General features: G+C 61.0%; 11 protein-coding genes and 1 tRNA gene. 3 read left to right on the top strand and 9 right to left on the bottom strand.

Going from position 1 to position 19,553, the window contains the following annotated elements; all coding sequences use genetic code 11:
• Positions 1-38: 38 nt before the first annotated feature.
• Complete coding sequence (locus OZY47_RS08245) at positions 39-347, bottom strand: hypothetical protein (protein WP_277177889.1); 309 nt, start codon at positions 345-347, stop codon at positions 39-41.
• 236 nt (positions 348-583) lie between these two features.
• On the opposite strand from OZY47_RS08245, the gene OZY47_RS08250 reads away from it, so the two are divergent.
• Positions 584-1,891 (top strand): ATP-binding protein, encoded by a 1,308-nt coding sequence (locus OZY47_RS08250; protein WP_277177890.1) that lies wholly within the window; start codon positions 584-586, stop codon positions 1,889-1,891.
• Positions 1,892-2,372: 481 nt separating this feature from the next.
• Entirely contained in the window at positions 2,373-3,803 is a 1,431-nt protein-coding gene (locus OZY47_RS08255; RefSeq protein ID WP_277177891.1) for a DASS family sodium-coupled anion symporter, read from the top strand.
• Positions 3,804-3,953: 150 nt separating this feature from the next.
• Here OZY47_RS08255 and OZY47_RS08260 read toward each other — a convergent pair whose 3' ends face one another.
• A complete protein-coding gene (locus OZY47_RS08260) occupies positions 3,954-4,235 on the bottom strand; it encodes a hypothetical protein (RefSeq protein WP_277177892.1) in 282 nt (93 codons plus the stop codon).
• A gap of 136 nt (positions 4,236-4,371) precedes the next feature.
• Here OZY47_RS08260 and OZY47_RS08265 point away from each other — a divergent pair, with 136 nt between their 5' ends.
• The gene (locus OZY47_RS08265) at positions 4,372-7,359 is read left to right on the top strand and encodes a BspA family leucine-rich repeat surface protein (RefSeq protein WP_277177893.1); all 2,988 of its coding nucleotides are present in this window, start codon (positions 4,372-4,374) and stop codon (positions 7,357-7,359) included.
• 300 nt (positions 7,360-7,659) lie between these two features.
• On the opposite strand, the gene OZY47_RS08270 is transcribed toward OZY47_RS08265, so the two are convergent.
• From OZY47_RS08270 to OZY47_RS08300, 7 genes are all read right to left on the bottom strand, one after another.
• Positions 7,660-8,961 (bottom strand): adenylosuccinate synthase, encoded by a 1,302-nt coding sequence (locus tag OZY47_RS08270; protein ID WP_277177894.1) that lies wholly within the window; start codon positions 8,959-8,961, stop codon positions 7,660-7,662.
• A gap of 504 nt (positions 8,962-9,465) precedes the next feature.
• Entirely contained in the window at positions 9,466-10,587 is a 1,122-nt protein-coding gene (gene fbaA, locus OZY47_RS08275; protein ID WP_277177895.1) for a class II fructose-bisphosphate aldolase, read from the bottom strand.
• Between the two features lie 282 nt (positions 10,588-10,869).
• On the bottom strand, positions 10,870-13,830 hold the full coding sequence (locus tag OZY47_RS08280) for an HAD-IC family P-type ATPase (protein WP_277177897.1): 2,961 nt from the start codon (positions 13,828-13,830) through the stop codon (positions 10,870-10,872).
• A 276-nt stretch (positions 13,831-14,106) separates the two neighbouring features.
• Positions 14,107-14,177: transfer RNA gene (locus OZY47_RS08285), tRNA-Gly, on the bottom strand.
• 89 nt (positions 14,178-14,266) lie between these two features.
• Positions 14,267-15,238 (bottom strand): zinc metalloprotease HtpX, encoded by a 972-nt coding sequence (gene htpX, locus OZY47_RS08290; RefSeq protein ID WP_277177899.1) that lies wholly within the window; start codon positions 15,236-15,238, stop codon positions 14,267-14,269.
• Between the two features lie 359 nt (positions 15,239-15,597).
• Positions 15,598-17,055, bottom strand: coding sequence for an FAD-dependent oxidoreductase (locus tag OZY47_RS08295; protein ID WP_277177901.1), 1,458 nt, complete (start codon positions 17,053-17,055; stop codon positions 15,598-15,600).
• Between the two features lie 185 nt (positions 17,056-17,240).
• Positions 17,241-19,181 carry a trypsin-like peptidase domain-containing protein gene (locus OZY47_RS08300; protein ID WP_277177902.1) on the bottom strand — a complete coding sequence of 647 codons (1,941 nt, stop codon included), beginning with the start codon at positions 19,179-19,181 and terminating at the stop codon, positions 17,241-17,243.
• Positions 19,182-19,553: the final 372 nt, after the last annotated feature.

The following is a 19,553-nucleotide window of genomic DNA, read 5'->3' on the forward strand; positions in this document are numbered from 1 at the left end:
AAACGCTGCAATAAAGCCAAAAACTCAATGCATCTCACTCAGGCGACCTGCAAACGACCCTTGCCGTAATGTCGACGAGCCGCCTCCGCGGTGATACCGAGAGCCCGGCCGATAGTGTTCCATGACTGGCCGCGCTTACGGCTCTGCTGGACAGTGTGGTCAATATCGCGCTCGACCGCGTGACGCTGATAATTAAGCCGCCTCAATTCACGCGAAGGGTCCCAACGCGGATCCATCGTGGGGTCTCCCGGCGCAGGAGAGACGCGCGCGTCCATCTCATCGTTGATTTCCTCGCCGTAAGCAGCCAACTCACGCTGTTCCTCTTTCGACAAATCAGAAAACTTCATCGCAACCCCTCCTTCTTAAGGTAGTCTTCACACGCTTTCATCGCGTGCACAATCAATTTTTGAGTACACCCAGCTTGTGCCAACAATTTTTACTTATCTCCAAAAAAGTGCGAAAATTTACATTTTTTTGGAGATAAAAATGTATTTTCTTACACTTTTCTGGAGATAACTCCAGTAGGCGGCTACAATAAAACTAGCAAGAACCAGCAGATTCAGCACACGACAGGAGGCGACGCATGTACCGCAACGCCACCCAGCAGCTTCTCGAATGGAAGCGGAACCCCAAGCGCAAGCCGATGCTCGTCTACGGCGCCCGCCAGACCGGCAAAAGCTATCTCATCCGCCATTTCGGACGCGACGAATTCACCGACATGGCCTATTTCGACCTCGAAGCCAACGCCGCCGCGCGCAGCGCCTTCGAAGGCGACCTCGAGCCGAAAACCATCCTGCGCAAACTTGGCCAGGTCCAAGGCAAGCCGATAGACCCGCGCAACACACTCCTGGTTCTCGACGAGATTCAAGCCTCGAACCGCGCGCTGGCCAGCCTGAAATATCTCAACGAAAGCCTGCCCGGAGCGTTCGTCATCGCGGCCGGTAGCCTACTGGGCGTCGCGGTCAAGCGCGAAGGCTTCTCCGCGCCCGTCGGCAAGGTTGAGACAATGACGTTGCGGCCGATGAGCTTCGACGAGTTCCTGCTGGCGCTCGGCGACGAAGCCATGCGTGATGATATACGGACTCAATACCAGCTATCCGAACAGTACGTGCGCCATGACGACGCGCTAGACCGGTATTGGGCTTACCTGATCTGCGGAGGCATGCCCGAGGCCGTCGCCGCCTACGCCAACGACAGCCATGATTTCGGCGCTATCCGCACCATACAGCGCAACATTCTCGACCTTTATGTGGCCGACATGGCCAAGTACGCCTCCCCCACCGAAACGGCACGAATCCGTGAGGCCTGGAACAGCATCCCCGCCCAATTGGCCAAGGAAAACCATAAATTCCAATACAAAATCGTCCATAGTGGCGGGCGGGCTAGCCAATACGCCTTCGCCCTCGACTGGCTTGAGACCGCCGGTCTGGTGGAGCGGTGCGTGCAGATCAGCTCGGGGCAACTCCCACTTGCCTTGCACGAGAACCGCTCGGCGTTCAAAATCTATATGGCCGACACCGGCCTGCTGGGTGCCATGGCCGAGCTGCCCGTCGAAACGCTCCTGAACCCGCAACTACGGAGCTCGCTCGACCTCGGCGCATTCACCGAAAACTACGTGGCGCAGACGCTGGCGACGAACGGCCACACGCTGCGCTACTGGGCCAGCAAAAGCGACGCCGAGGTTGATTTCGTCGCCATGCTTGGCGGCCCCCACGACATGCGGACCGCAACCCCAATCGAAGTGAAGTCGTCGGACAACGTACGCTCACGCAGCCTCAACGCCTACCAAGCCAAATACCAGCCAGAGCGCGCAATTCGCCTCTCCACGAAGAACTTCGGGAAAGAAAACCAGATCGAAAGTGTGCCACTCTACGCCGCTTTCTGTTTGTGAACTACATTCGACGAAAATAGGCACGGTTCCCGTCACTCCGCGCGAGCCAGGGTTGCGCTTCGGGCGGAGGGCAAGAAACCCACGCCTCGCAAACGCACATGGGCTGATTCGTCGGACTAATCGTTGCTGGGCGATAGTAAATGGTCAATCATGGTATTGAGCGTCGAAAATTTCTTTACCAGCGAAGACGAAAACGGCCGGTTTTTGCTATTTTTCTGTAGGGTAATACAGCAACCAAATGCATTACATTCAGTTTTGCCGACAAAGGAACACCACTTGCGCAACCAACCGATTTCCTTTAGACAGAACCACCTTTGCTACCTGTTGTCGCCCATTTTTTGAGCATGTAATTTGAAATCAGCTGTGGCTCTCACGCGCCTCATGGCGGACGCGACAACGAAACGCGGCCTCATCGTTATATGCCACGTATAACCCACAACTATGTATTCGCCATGATTTGAAAGGACCGTGAGCAGCCATTATGTCTTCGGTACTCACCAAGAAGAAAATTCCCCTAGCCCTCTTCCTCCTGTGCTGCGTAGGCCTCATCTTCATGTGGTTCATCCCCGCGCCGCAACACGTCACGCATTCCGGCTGGCACAGCTTCGCCATCGTGCTCTTCTTCCTGGCCGGGTGCGTCTTCAACGTGGCCCCGCTTTCCATACTTTCGCTGACGATGATGTCGCTGTTGGGCCTCACCTTCACGATGCCCGCCGCCACGTTGATCTCGTTCTTCGGCTCGGCGCCCGTCTGGCTCGTGCTGTTCGCCTTCTTCATGGCCATCGGTTTCCGCAAGACGAACCTCGGCGCGCGCATGGCCTACTGGCTCATCGCCCACTTCGGCCGCAGCCCGCTTTCGCTGGCCTACGTGATGGCCATCTGCGACCTGACCCTGGCTCCGGTTATTCCGAATACCAACGCCCGCGGCGCCGGCATCCTCTTCCCGATCAACCAGTCGCTGGTCGAGGCGCTTGACGAGCCGAAGGACCCGAGCAAGCGCTCCGTGAGCTCGTTCCTCACTCTGGCCACCTTCCATCTGAACCTCATCATCGGCGGCCTCTTCCTCACCTCGATGGCCACCAACCCGCTGGTCGCCAGCATGGCCGCCAGCACCTTCGGCATCAAGATCTCGTGGTTCCAGTGGTTCGCCTACGCGAGCGTGCCGACGCTACTCGCCGCCGCCATCGTGCCGATCATCATCCTCGCCGTCCACCGTCCGCAAGGCCAGAGCGCCGACCTGACCGTCGTGCACAAGACCGCGCAGGACCAGCTCAAGAAGATGCCACGCATGGCGCTCAACGAGTATCTCATGATCGCCGTGTTCGTCATCGTCGTCATCCTCTGGGGCACCTCCTCGCTCACCAAGCTCGACAACACGCTCATCGCCATGGTCGGCCTCACCGCCCTGCTGATCCTGAAGATCATCGACCTCGACGACGTGTTCGCCGAGAAGCAGGGCTGGAACATCCTGCTGTGGCTGGCCCCGCTGATCGGCGTGACCGAATACCTCAACAAGACCGGCGTGGTCGGCTGGATCAAGCGCGTGCTCACCTCCAGCGTCGCCGGCATCCCCGCATGGCTCGCCATCACGGTCATCGTTTTGCTCTACCTCTACGTGCACTATCTGCTCACCAGCGTGCTCGTGCACGTGCAAACGTTCTTCATCCCGTTCGCGGTCATCCTGGTCTCGCTTGGCGTGCCACCAATCGTCGCCACGATGCTGCTGGGCCTGTTGACCTGCATCTCCCCCGGCATGACGCATTACGGAACCGGCACCGCCTCCATCTACTTCTCGACCGGTTATGTCAGCCAGAAGGAATGGTGGAAGGTCGGCTTCATCGTCAGCCTTGTCAACCTCGTTATTTACGCCGGAGTGGGCACGCTCTGGTGGAAACTGATCGGCCTATGGTAAATCGCCTATACGCATTGCAAAGCCCATTGCAAACCTCCGTCCATTCATGTGGCTCGAAGGCTTTGTGGGTTTTTTATGCGTTGTCTGGGGCACACCGATTGGGTGATTCCCGATGAAAAAGCCTTGGCTATCGAAAGAACCTCACAAATCTCAGCGACCGGTTTTCGGCACCGGCTCGCGTAAATGCCGAAAACCGTTCACTAAGGAGGCGTCAAAGACCGGTTTTCGGCATAACACAACCCAAAAGCCGAAAACCGTCCATTTAGCGGTCGTTAGTGACCGCTTTTCAGCACGAAGCGAGGAAAAAGTGAAAAAACGTTCACACCTTTCCGCACTCCGCGTCATCACGACCGCGATTTGCGCAGCCATGACCACCTGCACGGTTTTTGCGAGCGCCGATACCCCATCAGACGATATTTCGTCGGCCGCCAACGCCTCCGATACCTCTTCTCAAACCAAACAAACCAAAACGTCGCCGCAAACGCAAGTGGGCCCTCAAGCCAGCTGCACGCCGACGTCCTGGGCCGACTGGGGCACGCCATATCAAGGGTCCCCTGGAGTGGTCGGGATGGACCGCAGCACCGTTCGATGGCAAATCACCAGCGATTGCGTGCTGCACCTCAGCGGCGGCCTCAGCCCCAACATCCCCAACAGCGGGGACTACGTCCCTTGGCGTGAAAAGAAAGACGACATCGTCGGCATCAAGGTCGAAGGCAACCTCACGCTGTTCAAAAGCAACATCGCGCTGAACCCCGTGTTCGCCGACATGGTCAGCCTCAAGAGCTTCGACACCACCGGCGGCCAGCTGCACCTGGCGGGAGCGGCGGCGGGCGGCCTCTTCGAAAGCGACGACGCGCTCGAGACCATCAACGGGATCACCAGCTGGGACACGAGCAAGGCCACCGGCATGGCCAGCATGTTCTACTTCTGCACGAAGCTCATCTCCCTCGACCTCTCAGGCTTCAACACGGCCAACGTCGAAGACATGACCAACATGTTCGACGGTGCCAGCGAACTCACCTCAATCACCTTCTCCAGCAACTTCACCACCGGCAAGGTGACCAGCATGGACAGCATGTTCAACGGATGCTCCGAGCTCACGTCACTCGATCTCTCGCCATTCGACACCCGCAGCGTCAAGAGCATGGCCGGCATGTTCAACGACTGCGCCACGATCACCTCGCTCGACCTCTCAGGCTTCAACACCGCCAACGTCACCAACATGAGCACCATGTTCCAGAGCTGCCATAGACTCTCCTCGGTCAAACTCTCGAGTTTCAACACCGCCAAGGTGACCACCATGCGTGGCATGTTCAGCGACTGCCCATCACTCGCGTCGTGGACCGCCCCGAGCGACTTCACCACCCCGCTCGTCACCGATATGAGCTCCATGTTCGACGGCTGCACCAACCTCACGACGCTTGACATCTCAAACTTCGACACCAGCAAGGCCATGTCGTCGATGACCAACCTGCTGCCCAACGGCTTGCGCAAGCTGAAGCTCGGGGCCAGCACGAAACTGGCCAGCAACGCGTTCGCCGACGTCGACAGCACCATCAACTGGGAAGAAATGTCGAGCCTTGACAACAGCGCGACCCACATCGGAACTGTTGGCAATCTGACCGCCCTGCAGACGCGCGCGGCTTCCAGCAACCCCGCCGGTTCGTATTGGGACTCAAGGTTCATGCCGAGTGGCGTGCAGCTCGCGATCAACGCGAACGGCGGCGTCACGAACTTCACCCCCGTCTCCTACGACACCACCACCGCGGCGGCGACCATCACCGTGCCGCAGGGCAACGTGCTCACCGCCAACATGTCCCAATACGTCTTTACCGGCTGGAACTCTTGCGCAAGCCCAGTCTCTTCGGCAAGCTGCAAACCCTACCAGCCCGGCGACACCATCACTGTGGCCCAAGGCGATTCCAACCCCGTCAGAACCCTCACGCTTTACGCCCAATGGGCCAAGGTGCCATGGCCCGTAATCGACAACAACACGCCAAGGGTTCACGCTCCCCTTGGCGCGAGCCCGACCGCGGACATCACCGTAACGAACACCCCGACCAAGCCCAACCCATTTGTTTCCAATGCGATGGCAAGCAGCGTCACCACCATCACCACGCCTCTGGGCTTTCATGCGACCGAAAACGGCATCGGCACATTCACCGAATCGGGCGTCCCGATAGCCCAAGTCCAGCCGGTAATGGGCCGCTCCTACACCATCAACGTGCTGACCACCATGACCGACCCGCTCACCGGCAACACCGTAACGGCCAGACCGATTTCGAAAAACGGCATGATGCCGTATTACAATATCACCTTCGACGCCAATGGCGGCACAGGCGCCCCCGCCGATATGTCCGGCTTCGCCGACGTGGACAACCACTACCGCACCACGGCTCCGATCCCCGCGGACGTCATCCCCGCCAAAGGCGAGCACGATATGTTCGCCGGCTGGTCCACCAGCCCTACAGCCACGCAACCGGACTACGCCTACAACCCCGGCACTTACGCGCCGACCTTCTGGCAATACGATAGCTCGCACCAATCAGCCAAGACCCAGACGCTCTACGCCGTGTGGCACGAGGCGAAGGCCCCCGTCATCAGCGAAGTGCACCGCGACCCAACGAGCCACCACGTCATCGCGACCGGCACCGCCCAGCCTTGGAACGCCATCGGCTCGCCCACCGTCACCGGCCATGCGAACACGGGGTTGCAAGTCAATATGGCGACGCTCGCCTCGGACGGGACACTTTCCATCGCCGGCATCGCTTCCGGCATCAAAACCTCAGTCGGCGGACATGTGGTCACCATACGTATACGCGCCTGCTCCGCCAACATACCCGGCCAGAACGGCACGGCACCCCCGGCAAAAATCGGCTGGAGCAACGATAACAACGACATTCCCGCAGGCTGCACCCAGGTCTTTGGGGTACCGTCCTCCTTTATTCAGGTTCCCATGTACCCTCTCTGGCTTGGCGGCCTCAATAATGAATGGTCCGCCAGCCTCAACGTCACCGGCAAACCGTACATCTGGGTTTACGCGCAAACGCAAGACGGCCCCATTGACGGGCCGCTCATGGTCACCCCGATCAACCAAGGTTCCGACAACTCCGTCAAGACCTGCGTCAAGGCGGCAGGCGCGGCCGTCGGCAACTACGTCTGCGGCACCGCGACCATGGATAACACGGCGGATTACGACGGGACCACCACCCACAGCTGGAGCCTAGACCTGCCTGAAAGCACCGCGTTCAACAGCGCCACCGGCTACGACGTCAGCTCGCACCTGTATATCGACGACACTTGGAGAAACAACGCCTCGGGAGGCGGGGGCGGAGGCGGCGGGAGCAGCCCGCTCAGCATCATCTCGCCCGAAGCGTTCCTCGGCGGCGGCTCACCGCCAACTTCGGCCCTGCCTTTTACCGGCGGTCTTTCCCGTCGCATCGCTTTGGCCCTGCTCGCCGTAGCCGTGGCCGCAACCGTGATCCTAGCCGCGTTCGTCGTCTTCCGCCGGCGCATCTTGCGAGGTCATGGTCGCCACGCCCGCAGCACACGATAAACCCGTGCGCCGTCACCGACTTATACGAATAGTCATTGCAAAGAATGGACCATATAACAAAAGCAAGTTTTGAATTGAATATATATTGATAATTGCTATATACTAATATTTTGCATGGATTGGGAGTTCCCGGTCGGCAAAGCCTCGGTTGTAATCGCCGAGGTTTTGTTTTATCTACCCCATTTTTGGCTTCAGCTTCATGCTGCGATTAAGCGAAAATCGGGGCGACAAACCAAAAAGTGCGCCCTCACAGACTAAGGCGCACTTTTCTGGAAAATATCAACGACAGGCTAACCGCGCTCAGTCGACGAGCGAGCGAACCTCGATGATGTGGTCGCGCTGCGGGCCGGTGCCGATGGCGGAGATGCGGCAGTTGGAGATCTCCTCGAGACGCTTGACGTAGGCCTGGGTGTTGGCCGGCAGGTCCTCGAACTTGTGAACCTTCGAGATGTCCTCGGTCCAACCGGGCATGGTCTCGTAGACCGGGGTGGCCTTGGCGAACGCCTCCTGGTCGATGGGCATGTCGTCGTAGCGGGTGTGGGTGCCGTCGCCGTTGTCAACGTCGTAGGCGACGCAGATCGGAATCTCGTTGAGGCCGGTCAGCACGTCGAGCTTGGTGAGCACGATGTCGGTCAAGCCGTTGACCTGCGTGGCGTAACGGGTAACGACGGCATCGAACCAACCACAACGACGCGGACGGCCGGTGGTCACGCCGAACTCGTGGCCCTGCGTGCGCAGCCATTCGCCGGAATCATCGTTGAGCTCGGTCGGGAACGGGCCCTCGCCCACGCGGGTGACGTAGGCCTTGGCCACGCCGATGACGCGGTCGATCTTGGTGGGGCCGACGCCCGTGCCGGTGCAGGCGCCGCCGGCGGTCGGGTTGGAGGAGGTGACGAACGGATAAGTGCCGTGGTCGACGTCGAGCATCGTGGCCTGGCCGCCCTCGAAGAGCACGGTCTTGCCTTCGGCGAGCGCGTTGTTGAGCAACAGCGAAGTGTTGGTGACGTAAGGCTTGAGGCGCTCACCGAGCTTCAGCAGCTCGTCGGTGGTCTCGTCGACGTCAATCGGACGGCGGTTATAGAGCTTGACGAGCATCTGGTTCTTCTGGTGCAGGCTCGCCTCGACCTTATCGCGCAGGCGCTCGGCGTCGAAGAGGTCGTGCACGCGAATGCCGACGCGGTTGATCTTGTCAGCGTAGGCCGGGCCGATGCCGCGGCCGGTGGTGCCGATCTTGTGCTTGCCGAGGAAGCGCTCGGTCACCTTGTCGATGACGCGATGATACGGCGCGATAACCTGGGCCGACTCGCTGACTTTCAGGCGCGAGCAATCCACACCACGGGATTCCAAGCCGTCAATCTCCTCGAAAAGAACTTCGGGATCGACGACAACGCCGTTGCCGATGACTGGCGTGACGTGAGGGTTCACGACGCCGCTGGGCAGCAGGTGCAGCGCGTAGGTCTCGTCGCCGACCACCACCGTGTGGCCCGCGTTGTTGCCGCCGTTGAAGCGCGCGACATAATCGACTTTCGTGCCGATGAGGTCGGTCGCCTTGCCTTTGCCTTCGTCTCCCCACTGGGCACCAATCAGAACAATTCCGGGCATATTTGACCTCCAAGATACGCGTTATTCCGCCGTTATCAGCCTACCGTCACGCCTATACCGAGGCGCTTGACGCCACAACGCCACATCGATTCCGACCCACCCATGCGACAAGACGAACCTTCGCCCCAGCGCCACAGTCCGTTCTTTAACTGAACCACACCTCCACTGTGACGAAACGGACTCTCACGCGACGCCACAGTCCGTTTCATCACAGGATCACACCATCACTGCGACGAAACGGACTTCTGCGCAATACCACGGTCCGTTTCTTAACAGGGAACAATTAGCTGGGGTCAGAAAACAGCCCCGCTGGACGTCGAAACGCGCTCCTCAACCCCATTTTGGAGTTAAGTGGGTGGATTGGGCGTTAAGTGGGTACATGATTCCTGAGAATTCGCCACTTTTAGGTGTTGAGTCGCATGATTCTTGGCAATCGGGCACCCACTTAACGGCGAAAGCACCCACTTAACGGGATTGCGCTCTGTTGGCGACCAAAATCCGCCGCTATTTAAGCGCCTTGCCGGCGGAACCGAGCTCGACGCAGGCCTCCACGACGCGCTTGGCCATCGCGTCCTCGCCCTCGCGGCCCCATGAGCGCGGGTCGTAGAACTTCTTCTCGCCCACCTCGCCGTCGACCTTGAGCACGGAATCGTAGTGGCGGAACATGTGGCCGGCGATGGCGCGGGTGAAGGCGTATTGGGTGTCGGTGTCGATGTTCATCTTCACCACGCCGTAGCTCACGGCCTTCGCGATGTCCTCTCGCGACGAACCGGAGCCTCCGTGGAAGACCAGCGCGAATGGCTTGTTTTCGGGGAAATCAGCGGGGTCGGGAGTATTGGGCAGGTGGCCATTATTGTCACTGATTGCAGTGTTGCCATCACGACTACCGCTCTCAAGCAGCCCGTCTTTCACCGCGTCGGCGACTTCGTGCTGGATTTCCCCCAGCAGCTCCGGGCGCAGCTTCACCACGCCGGGCTTGTAGGCCCCGTGCACATTGCCGAAGGTGAAAGCGGCCATATAGGGGCCGCGCTCCCCCAAACCGAGCCGACGCGCGACCTCAAGCCCATCGGCCGGCGTGGAATAAAGCTTGGCGTCGATGCCGGCACGATGGCCGTCCTCCTCGCCGCCGACTGCACCAATCTCAATCTCGAGGACGGTATGCGCCGCGGCTGAACGCTCGAGCAGCTTCGAGGCAATGTCCAGATTCTCGTCGAGCGGCACCGTGGAACCGTCCCACATATGCGACTGGAACGCCGGCTCCTCGCCGTGCGCCACCTGCTCGGCCTCACGCACAAGCAGCGGAATCACCCAGCTGTCGAGGTACTGCTTAGCACAATGGTCGGTATGCAGCGCGATGGAAATATGCGGATACCGCGACGCGACCTCGTGCGCGAACGCGGCGAAGGCCAGCGAGCCGACCACACGGTCGTTGACGCGCCTGCCGGAGAAATACGAGGCGCCGCCGACCGACACCTGGATGATGCCGTCGGAATCGGCCTCCGCGAAGCCCTGCAGCGCGGCGTTGAGCGTCTGCGTGCTCGTCACGTTGATCGCGGGATAGGCATAGCCGCCCCGCCTCGCCGCATCCAACATCTGCGCATAACGTTCCGGAGTCGCAATAGTCATGCCTTCATTATCGCCCCGCCGGCACGAATATCCAGCCCCGGCGTTTGCCTAGTGGCCGTCCGGGCGGGAGACGCGGGCGCGCACCTACTCCCGTAAGGCAAAAGCGTTGGTTTTAAATACGGTTAGGTTCCGCAGTCCGGGATTGTTTTCAGGCCGAATCCGTATATCTACACATCTACACATCTACATATCTACATATCTACATATCTACATATCTACATATCAATTATGCTTACATATCTATATCCGCATATCCGCCAACCCAGCCAACCGACGACCGCCCTACTGGCTCTTGCGCTCCCGCAGAGCCGTGAGCGCCCAGAGAATCGAGACCACGTCGATGCCCTCCTGCATGAACGCGCCCACGACCACCGGGATGAGGTCGAACGCGGCCGCGACCATGCACACGATCGCGAGCGCCAGCCCGGTGACGACGGCCTGGAGCATGGTGCGCTTGGTCTGGCGGGCGATGGCGATGGCCGTGGGAACGTCGGCGATATCGTCGTTCATGATGACCACCTGGGCGGTCTGCGAGGCGGCGGTGGAGGTGCCGTCCGTCATCGCGATGCCGATGTCGGCTGCGGCCAGCACGGGCGCGTCGTTGACGCCGTCACCCACCATCACCGAGATCGGACGGGGCTTCGCGCCGGTAAGCAGACGCATGAACCACACCGCCGCAGCCGGTGTGTGGTATGGCGTCTCACGTGCGGCATCCTTCACCGCCGCGACCTTGTCTTGCGGCAGGAGTTCGGCCCGCACGTCCTCGATGCCCACTTCGCGGGCGATGACCTCGGCGGAATTGCGCGCGTCGCCGGTCAGCATCGTCACTTTGTCGACGCCCATGGAACGCAGGCGGCGCAACGATTCGCTCGAGTCGGCGCGGGGCACGTCGCGCAGCACGATGCGGGCGGCGAGCAGCTCGTCAATCGACACATACGCCACCATCTCGTCCGCCGCGCGCTCGGGGAACAAGGTGGAGGGGAACAGATCGGCCGGGGAATCATTGGTGACGCCTTGCGAGATGGCGCTTGGGTCGGAAGCGGCAACGTTCTGGGGTTTGACGCCTGGTTCAGTAGCCAAGTTTGCAACGACAGGAGCTGATATCTCGGAACTGGACGACCCCACGGAGTCAGACGGCGATACGGCATCGGCATTGTTCGCGGCGGTTTCGCTTCGCGCGTCACGACGCTCAGGCTGGCTGCTGTGACCATCAATAATATGGTCTGAAATATTCGTAACCAAACCGCCATCTTTTGCGACGGTTTTATCTTTATCTGTCACAAAACATTGCTCATACCCCTGCACGAACCCCAGCCGACCAACGCGCACAAGATGTCCGTCAATCACTCCAGCGACGCCATTCCCAGCGTCCTCCTCCACATCCCGAACGACAGGAAAATCGGTTTTCCCATGCAGCTGCGCCGAGGCGGCGGCCCCAGCGGCCACGATTCCCTGCGCGAGGATGTGCACCGAATAGGTCTCGACGACGGCCGCCATCTCAAGCACCACATCCTCGACCCGCTGATGCGAGGCAGGAGAACGGCTCCCGTCAGGCCTCACCTCACGCGCCAGGCCATCCGCCAAACGCCGGTGGGCTTCGGGTGGGACGTCCACACGCACGACCTGCGGCTTAGTGACCGTCAGCGTGCCGGTTTTGTCGAAGAAGACGTGCGAGGCCTTGCCCAGATTCTCGAGCACCTCCTGCGTCTTGACAAGGATTCCGGCCTTCGCCAGCCGCCCGGTTCCCGCCATATAGGCCACCGGGGCGGCGATGAGCAGCGGGCAGGGCGTGGCCAGCACGAGCACCTGCGCGAACCGCAGCGGCGAACCGGAGCACACCCAGGCGACGCCCGCGATGAGCATCGAGATGATGGTGAACGGCACCGCGAGCGCGTCGGCCGTCTTGACCACGGGGGCGCGCGAGGAGCGGGCGGAATCGACCAGTTGCATGGTCTGCTGATATTGCGAATCGACGGCGAGCTGCGTAGCTCGAACCGTCATCACCGTGGCCCCGTTCACCGCCCCCGACATCACCCGCGCGCCGGCGAACACCGTGCGCGGCAAGGGCTCGCCGTTGATCGCGCTCAGGTCGAGCGTGGCCGATCCGCTCAGCAGCTCGCCATCGACCGGCACCGTCTCGCCCGGCAGCACCACCAGCACGTCACCGAGCGCGACCTGATCAACGGGAACCGTATGGAAATGCGCCTTCTGGTCGGGTGTTGGCTGGGGACCCGCAGATTCGTTTATCGATTCGTTCGGTTCAGTTGTCTTTATTGATTGATCCGACTGGGCTGACCGAGTTGATCGACTTGGTTTTGCGGACTGAGAGAGTTCAGCAAATTCAACCGACGATTCAAACTGTGTTGTTCCCTGCGATTCCCGTGATTCCAGCGATTCGGCCGATTGTACAGGTTGCGCCAGCACTCGAGATTGCGTCATTCGCATGTATTGCGCCGATGTTGCCGGCTGTCCCGATTCAGACGATTCCGCAGAATCTATTGTCTGCCCCAACCCCAGCAGTTGTTGCGATTCAACTGATTGATGATTCGAACGCTCAGATTGTTTTGATTCCACAGACTTTGAACGATTTGAAGCCTTCTCACCCATCGCGCCATCCTTGGCGACCGGAGCCAGCACACAGGTGCAGTCCTCCGCGGCGATCGCCGATTGGCTGGCCTGCAAACGGGCCACATCACCCCCGGCATCCGGCGAATCCGCCGATATCGTGGCGCGGAAACCCTCGGCGTCACGTTGCGGCGCCCAATCCAGCGTTGCCCCACGCGACCCACCTTGCACATCAGAAACGTGCGCGACCTGCGGGGCGGCGGCGACCAACGCGCTCAGGTTCCCTTCGGCCTTGTCCTGCGCGAACTGCTCGATGGCCTCGCCCGACCAGATCATAAGCACGACGGCCCAGCTGGCCCAATATTCCTGCACGCCCAGCGTCGAGATGAGCGCAAGCAGCGCCAGCACGTCGATGCCCACGTGCCCGGCCTCGATCGCGGCGGTCATGCTTTTGAGCGAATCCCATATCGAATACGCGACCAGTACGACCACAATAATCTGGCCAACTGAGGGATTCAGCGGCCACATAGCCCCGTCTCCGCCAAATTTGTGCCACATATCCGGCGCGTCCCACGGCCGAAAATTCCACAGCAGCGCGACTGGCAGCGCGGCCACGATGGTGATGGGAAGCATGGGAACCTGACGGCAGAGCCCGGCAATTTTGCGAAGAACCCGCATAATTCTCCTTGCGCGTGTAGATGCCGGGCCACAAACGCGCGACCAGGCAAGTGGTCACGCCTTGTTAACCCACCGGCGGCTCAGCCCCCGATACACGGCGTAAAGATACGGTTCCCATTGTAGTCGACGAAATTAATTCCACAATTCGCGTCTCAATCACCAAAAGGAAAAGCGGAACGAATAGCGGGGACAGCGGCCTATCTGACTGCGAAAATCGAAAAGGCAGAAACGTTGATAAATCAAGGATTTAAAAGGATTGCATCGAAATCAATAAAGAGCGGATGACGGGAGTCGAACCCGCCTCTGAAGCTTGGGAAGCTTCCATTCTACCGATGAACTACATCCGCAGTGGCGCAACAGCGCACATTTGTAGACTTTAACACAAGCCTACGAACCATGTCGCGCGCAAATGGCAACACACACTTTGCACACGGCCCTAGTAAGCGACCTGCGCCTCGCCGCCACGGCCGCCTAGGCCAGCGCCCGCACCCGAGCCCGCGCCGACGAACTGGGTCTGGTGCATCTCGCGGCTCATCTGCATGAGGCGGTTGATGCGGTCCTGAGTGGGCGGATGCGTGGAGAAGAGACGGCTGAATCCCTCGTCGGAGAAGGGGTTGGCAATCATCATCGCTGCGGCGGACTGCGTGCCGGCGGTGCGCGGCATCGGGTTGGCCTCGGCGCCGTAGGTGATCTTGTTGAGCGCTGAAGCGAGCGCCTCGGGGTCGCCGGTGAGCTTACTGCCGTCCTCGTCGGCGTCGTATTCGCGCGTGCGGGAGATGGCCATCTGGATGAGCGAGGCCCCGATCGGCGCCAGAATCGCGCTCAGCACCACCCCGACCAGGCCGAAGGCCCCGCTGTCGCGATTGTCGTCGTCTCGCCCGCCGCCGAAATACATGAGCGCGTAGCCAAGATAAGTGATCACCGTGGCCATGGCGGAGGCAATCGCCGAGGTAAGGATGTCATGGTTGTAGACGTGCATGAGCTCGTGGCCCAGCACCCCGCGCAGCTCGCGCTCGTTGAGCATCTGCAGAATGCCCTGCGTGCAGCAGACGGCGGCGTGGCGCTCATTGCGGCCGGTGGCGAAGGCGTTGGGGCTCATCGTCGGGGCGATGTAGATGCGCGGCATGGGTTTGCCGGCGCGGGCCGAAAGCTCGCGGACGATGCGGTAGAGCTCGGGCGCCTCCTGCTCGGAGACCCGGCGCGCGCCCATCGACATGATCGAGATCTTGTCGGAGAACCAATAGGAGCCGAACGTGGCCGCGAGGCCAATGAAAATGTAGAAAACAAGCGTGTTGCGGCTGGCGCCGGTGAACCACCAAATGAGCATGATGATGGCCCACATCAGCGCGAAAAGCAATGTGGTTTTGAGGCCGTTGAAATGGCCATACACTTTGATGTTGCCGTCCATGTACCAAAGCCTAACGAATCTGCCTGTAATTTTGCTGAACGCAACCTGTGACTATGACTCCAAATCAACCCGCATCCAGTCGGAAAAGCACCAAATCAACCCCAAAAAGGTGCTTTTCTCCGCACCCCCGACCAAATTCAGTGGGAAAAGCACCATTCTAGGGCACTTTTGGTGCTTTTCCCACTGGTGTTGGGCCACCACGGTGTTGGGCTTCGCTGGCAAGTTGGGATCGCGTGGGTACGCGAACGGCGCCAGGACCGAACGGGAGTTCGGAAGCCTGACGCCGCTGCCGACTAGTGTGCTAGCGCCCAGCGCATTCAGCACTCACCACTCAGTGCGTTAGCACCCAACGCGCAAGCTCAGCCGTGCGCGAGATCGCGCATCTGGTCGGGGTCGATGACCTTCTTGTGTTCGCGGCCCTCCTTGGCGCCCTCGGCGCGCTCGTAGGCGTCAACTTTCTTCCAACCCGCAAAGTCAATCGGCTTCACACCACGCGACGCCAGCAGACGGTCAATGGATTCAGGGTCGCGGTCGGTGGCCACGCAGCCGCCCTTGCCGTCGGCGGCGAAGTCCTGGAGCATGTTGCCAACGATGAGCAGGGCATCGGATTTGGTCGAGCCGATGAGTCCGACCGGCCCGCGCTTGGCCCAGCCAGTGGCGTAGAGACGCGGGCGAACGGTGCTCTTGCCGGTCTCGGCGGTGAAGCCAGGCTCGGCGAGGATGCGCCCTTCCTCGTTGGCCAGCACGCTGCGCTGCTCGTCGTAGGCCACGCCCGGCACGCTCGCCGGCTTGTAACCGATGGCGTGGTAGACAGCCTCGACCGGATAATCCGTGAACTCGCCGGTGTGGCGCATCACGCCGTCCGCGCCGGTCTCGGTGTGCTCGACGCGCAGGCCGGTCACCTTGCCGTCCACGCCCAACACCTCGCTGGGCGCCGCGTTGAAGTGCATATAGTACTTGCGGTCGGCCGGGTTGCCCTCGAAGTCGACGCCACCGTCGTCCTCCATATCCTCGGCCATCTCGCGGATCGCGAACAGCTCCTCGACCATCTGGCGGGTGAGCTTGTCTTTGCCGGCCTGCTCGATCGTGTCCTCGTCGAGGTCGAAATCGTCCTCGTTGATGATGATCTGCACGCCAGGCAGCTTCTCGAGCTCGCGCAGCTCCTGCACGCTGAACTTGGCCTGGGCCACGCCACGGCGCACGAAGAGGTGCAGCTCGCGGGCCTTGTTGGCCTTGATGCCCTCGTAGACGTTGTCGGGAATATCGGTGCGGTTCTTGAGGTCGTCGGCATTGCGCATCAACTCGCGCGCCACGTCCATCGCCACGTTACCGCCACCGATCACGGCCACCTTCTCGGCGTCAAGCGGCCAGGTGCGGGCGCCCGTGGGATAGCCGTCGTACCATTCCACGAACCGAGCCGCGCCATGCACGCCGTCCAGCTCGGCGCCGGGAATCGTCAGCGGCCGGTCGGCCACCGCGCCCGTGGCGAAGAGCACCGCGTCGTAGCGGGGCATGAGGTCGTCAAGGGTCACGTCGCGGCCGAATTCCACGTCGCAATAGAGGTGGATGTCGGGGTTGTCGAGCGTCTTCTCGAGCGCGTCGGCGATGTATTTGATGGCCGGGTGGTCCGGGGCCACGCCGTAGCGCACGAGGCCGAACGGCACCGGCAGCTTCTCGAAGAGGTCGATACGCGCCTTGGTCGGCAAGCCAAGCTCCTCGCCGGTCTTCTTCAGCTGGCGAAGGAAAATATCGGAGGAATAGACGCCTGCCGGGCCCGCGCCCACGACGGCGATACGCAGTTCATTGTCATTGCTCATATCCCTAGGTTATCGCACACGCCCCATCGCGCGAAAGGAATTTGCCAAAACGTAAGGAAACATACTATTTACGGTTATACTTAGGTGCCGTACATTTCATATCATAACAAAACGAGGGCGGAACGCGACATTTGCCGCGAATCCGCCCTCGCTTGGGTTAGGTTGACAGGCCAATCAGCTCGGATTTACCAAAGGCCGAAGGGGTCGAAGAGACCACCGCCGTCCCCATCGTCGCTGCCGCTGCCATCGCTGCCGGAGCCGCTGTCGCCCTGGCCGCTGTCCTGTTTCTGCGACTCGGAGCGGTTGGAGCCCTTGACCTGCGTCTCCTCCTGGTCGAGCGTCACGTTGACGTCCATGGTCTGGCCGCCGCGCACGATGGTGAGCTTCACCTTGTCGCCGAGGCTCGCCGCGCGCACGTAGCCGAGCAACGCGGAACTACTGCCGACCGCCTTGCCGTTGAAGGCCACCACGGTGTCGTCGGCCTTGAGGCCAGCCTTGTCGGCCGGGCTGCCCTTGACGACCGCGGAACCGCCGCTGCTGGACTTGGTGATCTGCGCGCCGCCACGGGTGATGCCGTCGGATGTCGCCGTCGCGTTCTTGATGGTCACGCCCAGCATCGCGTGCTTGACGGAGCCCTTCGAGACGATCTCGTCGGCGATGCGCTTGACGAGGTCGGAGGGAATCGCGAAGCCGATGCCGATGGAGCCGGACTGGCTCTGCGAGGAGGACGCCGAGGCAATCGAGGAGTTGATGCCGATGACCTGGCCGGCCGCGTTGAAGGTCGGGCCGCCCGAGTTGCCGGGGTTGATAGCCGCGTCGATCTGCACGGCGTTGGTCACGATCTCGGAATTGTTGTCGTCCATCACCGAGACGGGGCGGTCGAGCGCCGAGACGATGCCGGTGGTGGCCGTGTCGTCGTAACCGAGCGGGTTGCCGACGGCCATCACGTTCTCGCCGACCGCGAGCTTGTCGGAATCGGCGAAGGTGACGGGCTTGAGGTCGCTGGGGGCGTTGTCGATCTTGATGACCGCCAGATCGGTGGTGGTATCGGTGCCGACCACGCTCGCGGTGAAGATCTGGCCATTGGAAAGCGTGACCTGGATGTTCTTGCCGCCCGAGATGACGTGGTTGTTGGTGACGATGTGGCCCTTGTTGTCGAGCACAGCGCCCGAGCCCTTCGCGATGCCCTGGCTCACCTGCGCCTGGATGGAGACCACGGAGCCCGAGACCTGCTTGGAAACGCTCGCCCAGTCGGGGGCCTGGCCGCCGTTGACGGTGGCAGTGCCGGGGCCGGACTTGTTGGAGCTGATGCCCGACATGGTGCCGGACGAGGGGATGCTGATCCAGCCCCTGGAGATGGCCGCGAAGCTGATGCCCAGGCAGAGGGCCGCGGCGACGACGGCCGCCACGATCGCGGTGATGATGTTGCTGTGGGCGCTGGCCCAGCTGCCGCCGTTACGGCCGTTCTGATTGCCGTTGCCACCCATATCTCCGGGGCCATACGACGGCGGAGCGCCGAAACCGCCCTGCTGGCCGCCGGGCATGTTGGGGTCACCGTATTCGCTGCCGTTGCCCTGGTTCGGCTGGCCTTGCGTGGGCGCGCCGTAAGCATTGCCGTCATTGGAGCCGAGACCGTTGAAGATGCCGTTCCAAGGCATGCCCGAGGTTCCGTCGACCACATTTCCGTCAGCCACATTCCCGTCGGCCGCACCATTGGGATTGGAGGCCGTGGGAGCCGGGCCGTACGCGCCGAACTCGGGAGCCGGACGGTAGGGGCCATAGCCCGCGTCGTCCTTCGAGATGGTCTCGGTCGGCGTGGTGTTGATGTCTTTGGTCGCGTTTGTATCGGCTTCGGAGCCGACGCTCGCAATGGCGTCAGCGCCAGTATTGGCATCAGCCGGAGCATTGGTCGTCGCGCCCGTATCACCGGAACGCTTATCCGCGGCCGGCTCCACAGGCTTGTAGCCCGGCATGATGAAATCGCCGTGGAACGTCTCGGCCGACGTGTCGCCTTGCCCGGGCTGGCGCTCGGCGGAATCCCGCTCGGCGCCCGGCGCACCCTGCGCCCCGCCCTGTGAGCTGGCTGGCTGATCGCCGCCCCACTCGTCCTTGTTGTCTTCAGCCATTGCTGCTCCTTCGTGTTTCCAAACGTCCCGCCGCGCCGGCACCCGCCGTCTCACCAGAACCGCACCCGTGTACTACTAACAACGAGTAAAGATACCCGGTCTGGAAATTCCCTGAACGTTTCTTTAAAGGAAGTTCCAAATTCCGGCACCACTCGCTTTGTCATACACAAAAACCCATATGGCACAATATTTTATCGACTCCCATAAACTATTTCGTCGTTCTTGTGGACGGCTCGGAAAGGCTTCGCCTAAAGTGAACTTATGACTTGCTTTGCTGATTTTCCCGGGACTTTCGGGACTTTGGAGACGTCGGAGGTCGGCAAGCCGATATCGGCATCGCTACGACAGCTAGCATTCGCATGGTCAAAATCA

Origin of the sequence: Bifidobacterium sp. ESL0790 (genome assembly GCF_029395435.1) — a bacterium.
Taxonomy (GTDB): Bacteria; Actinomycetota; Actinomycetes; order Actinomycetales; family Bifidobacteriaceae; genus Bifidobacterium.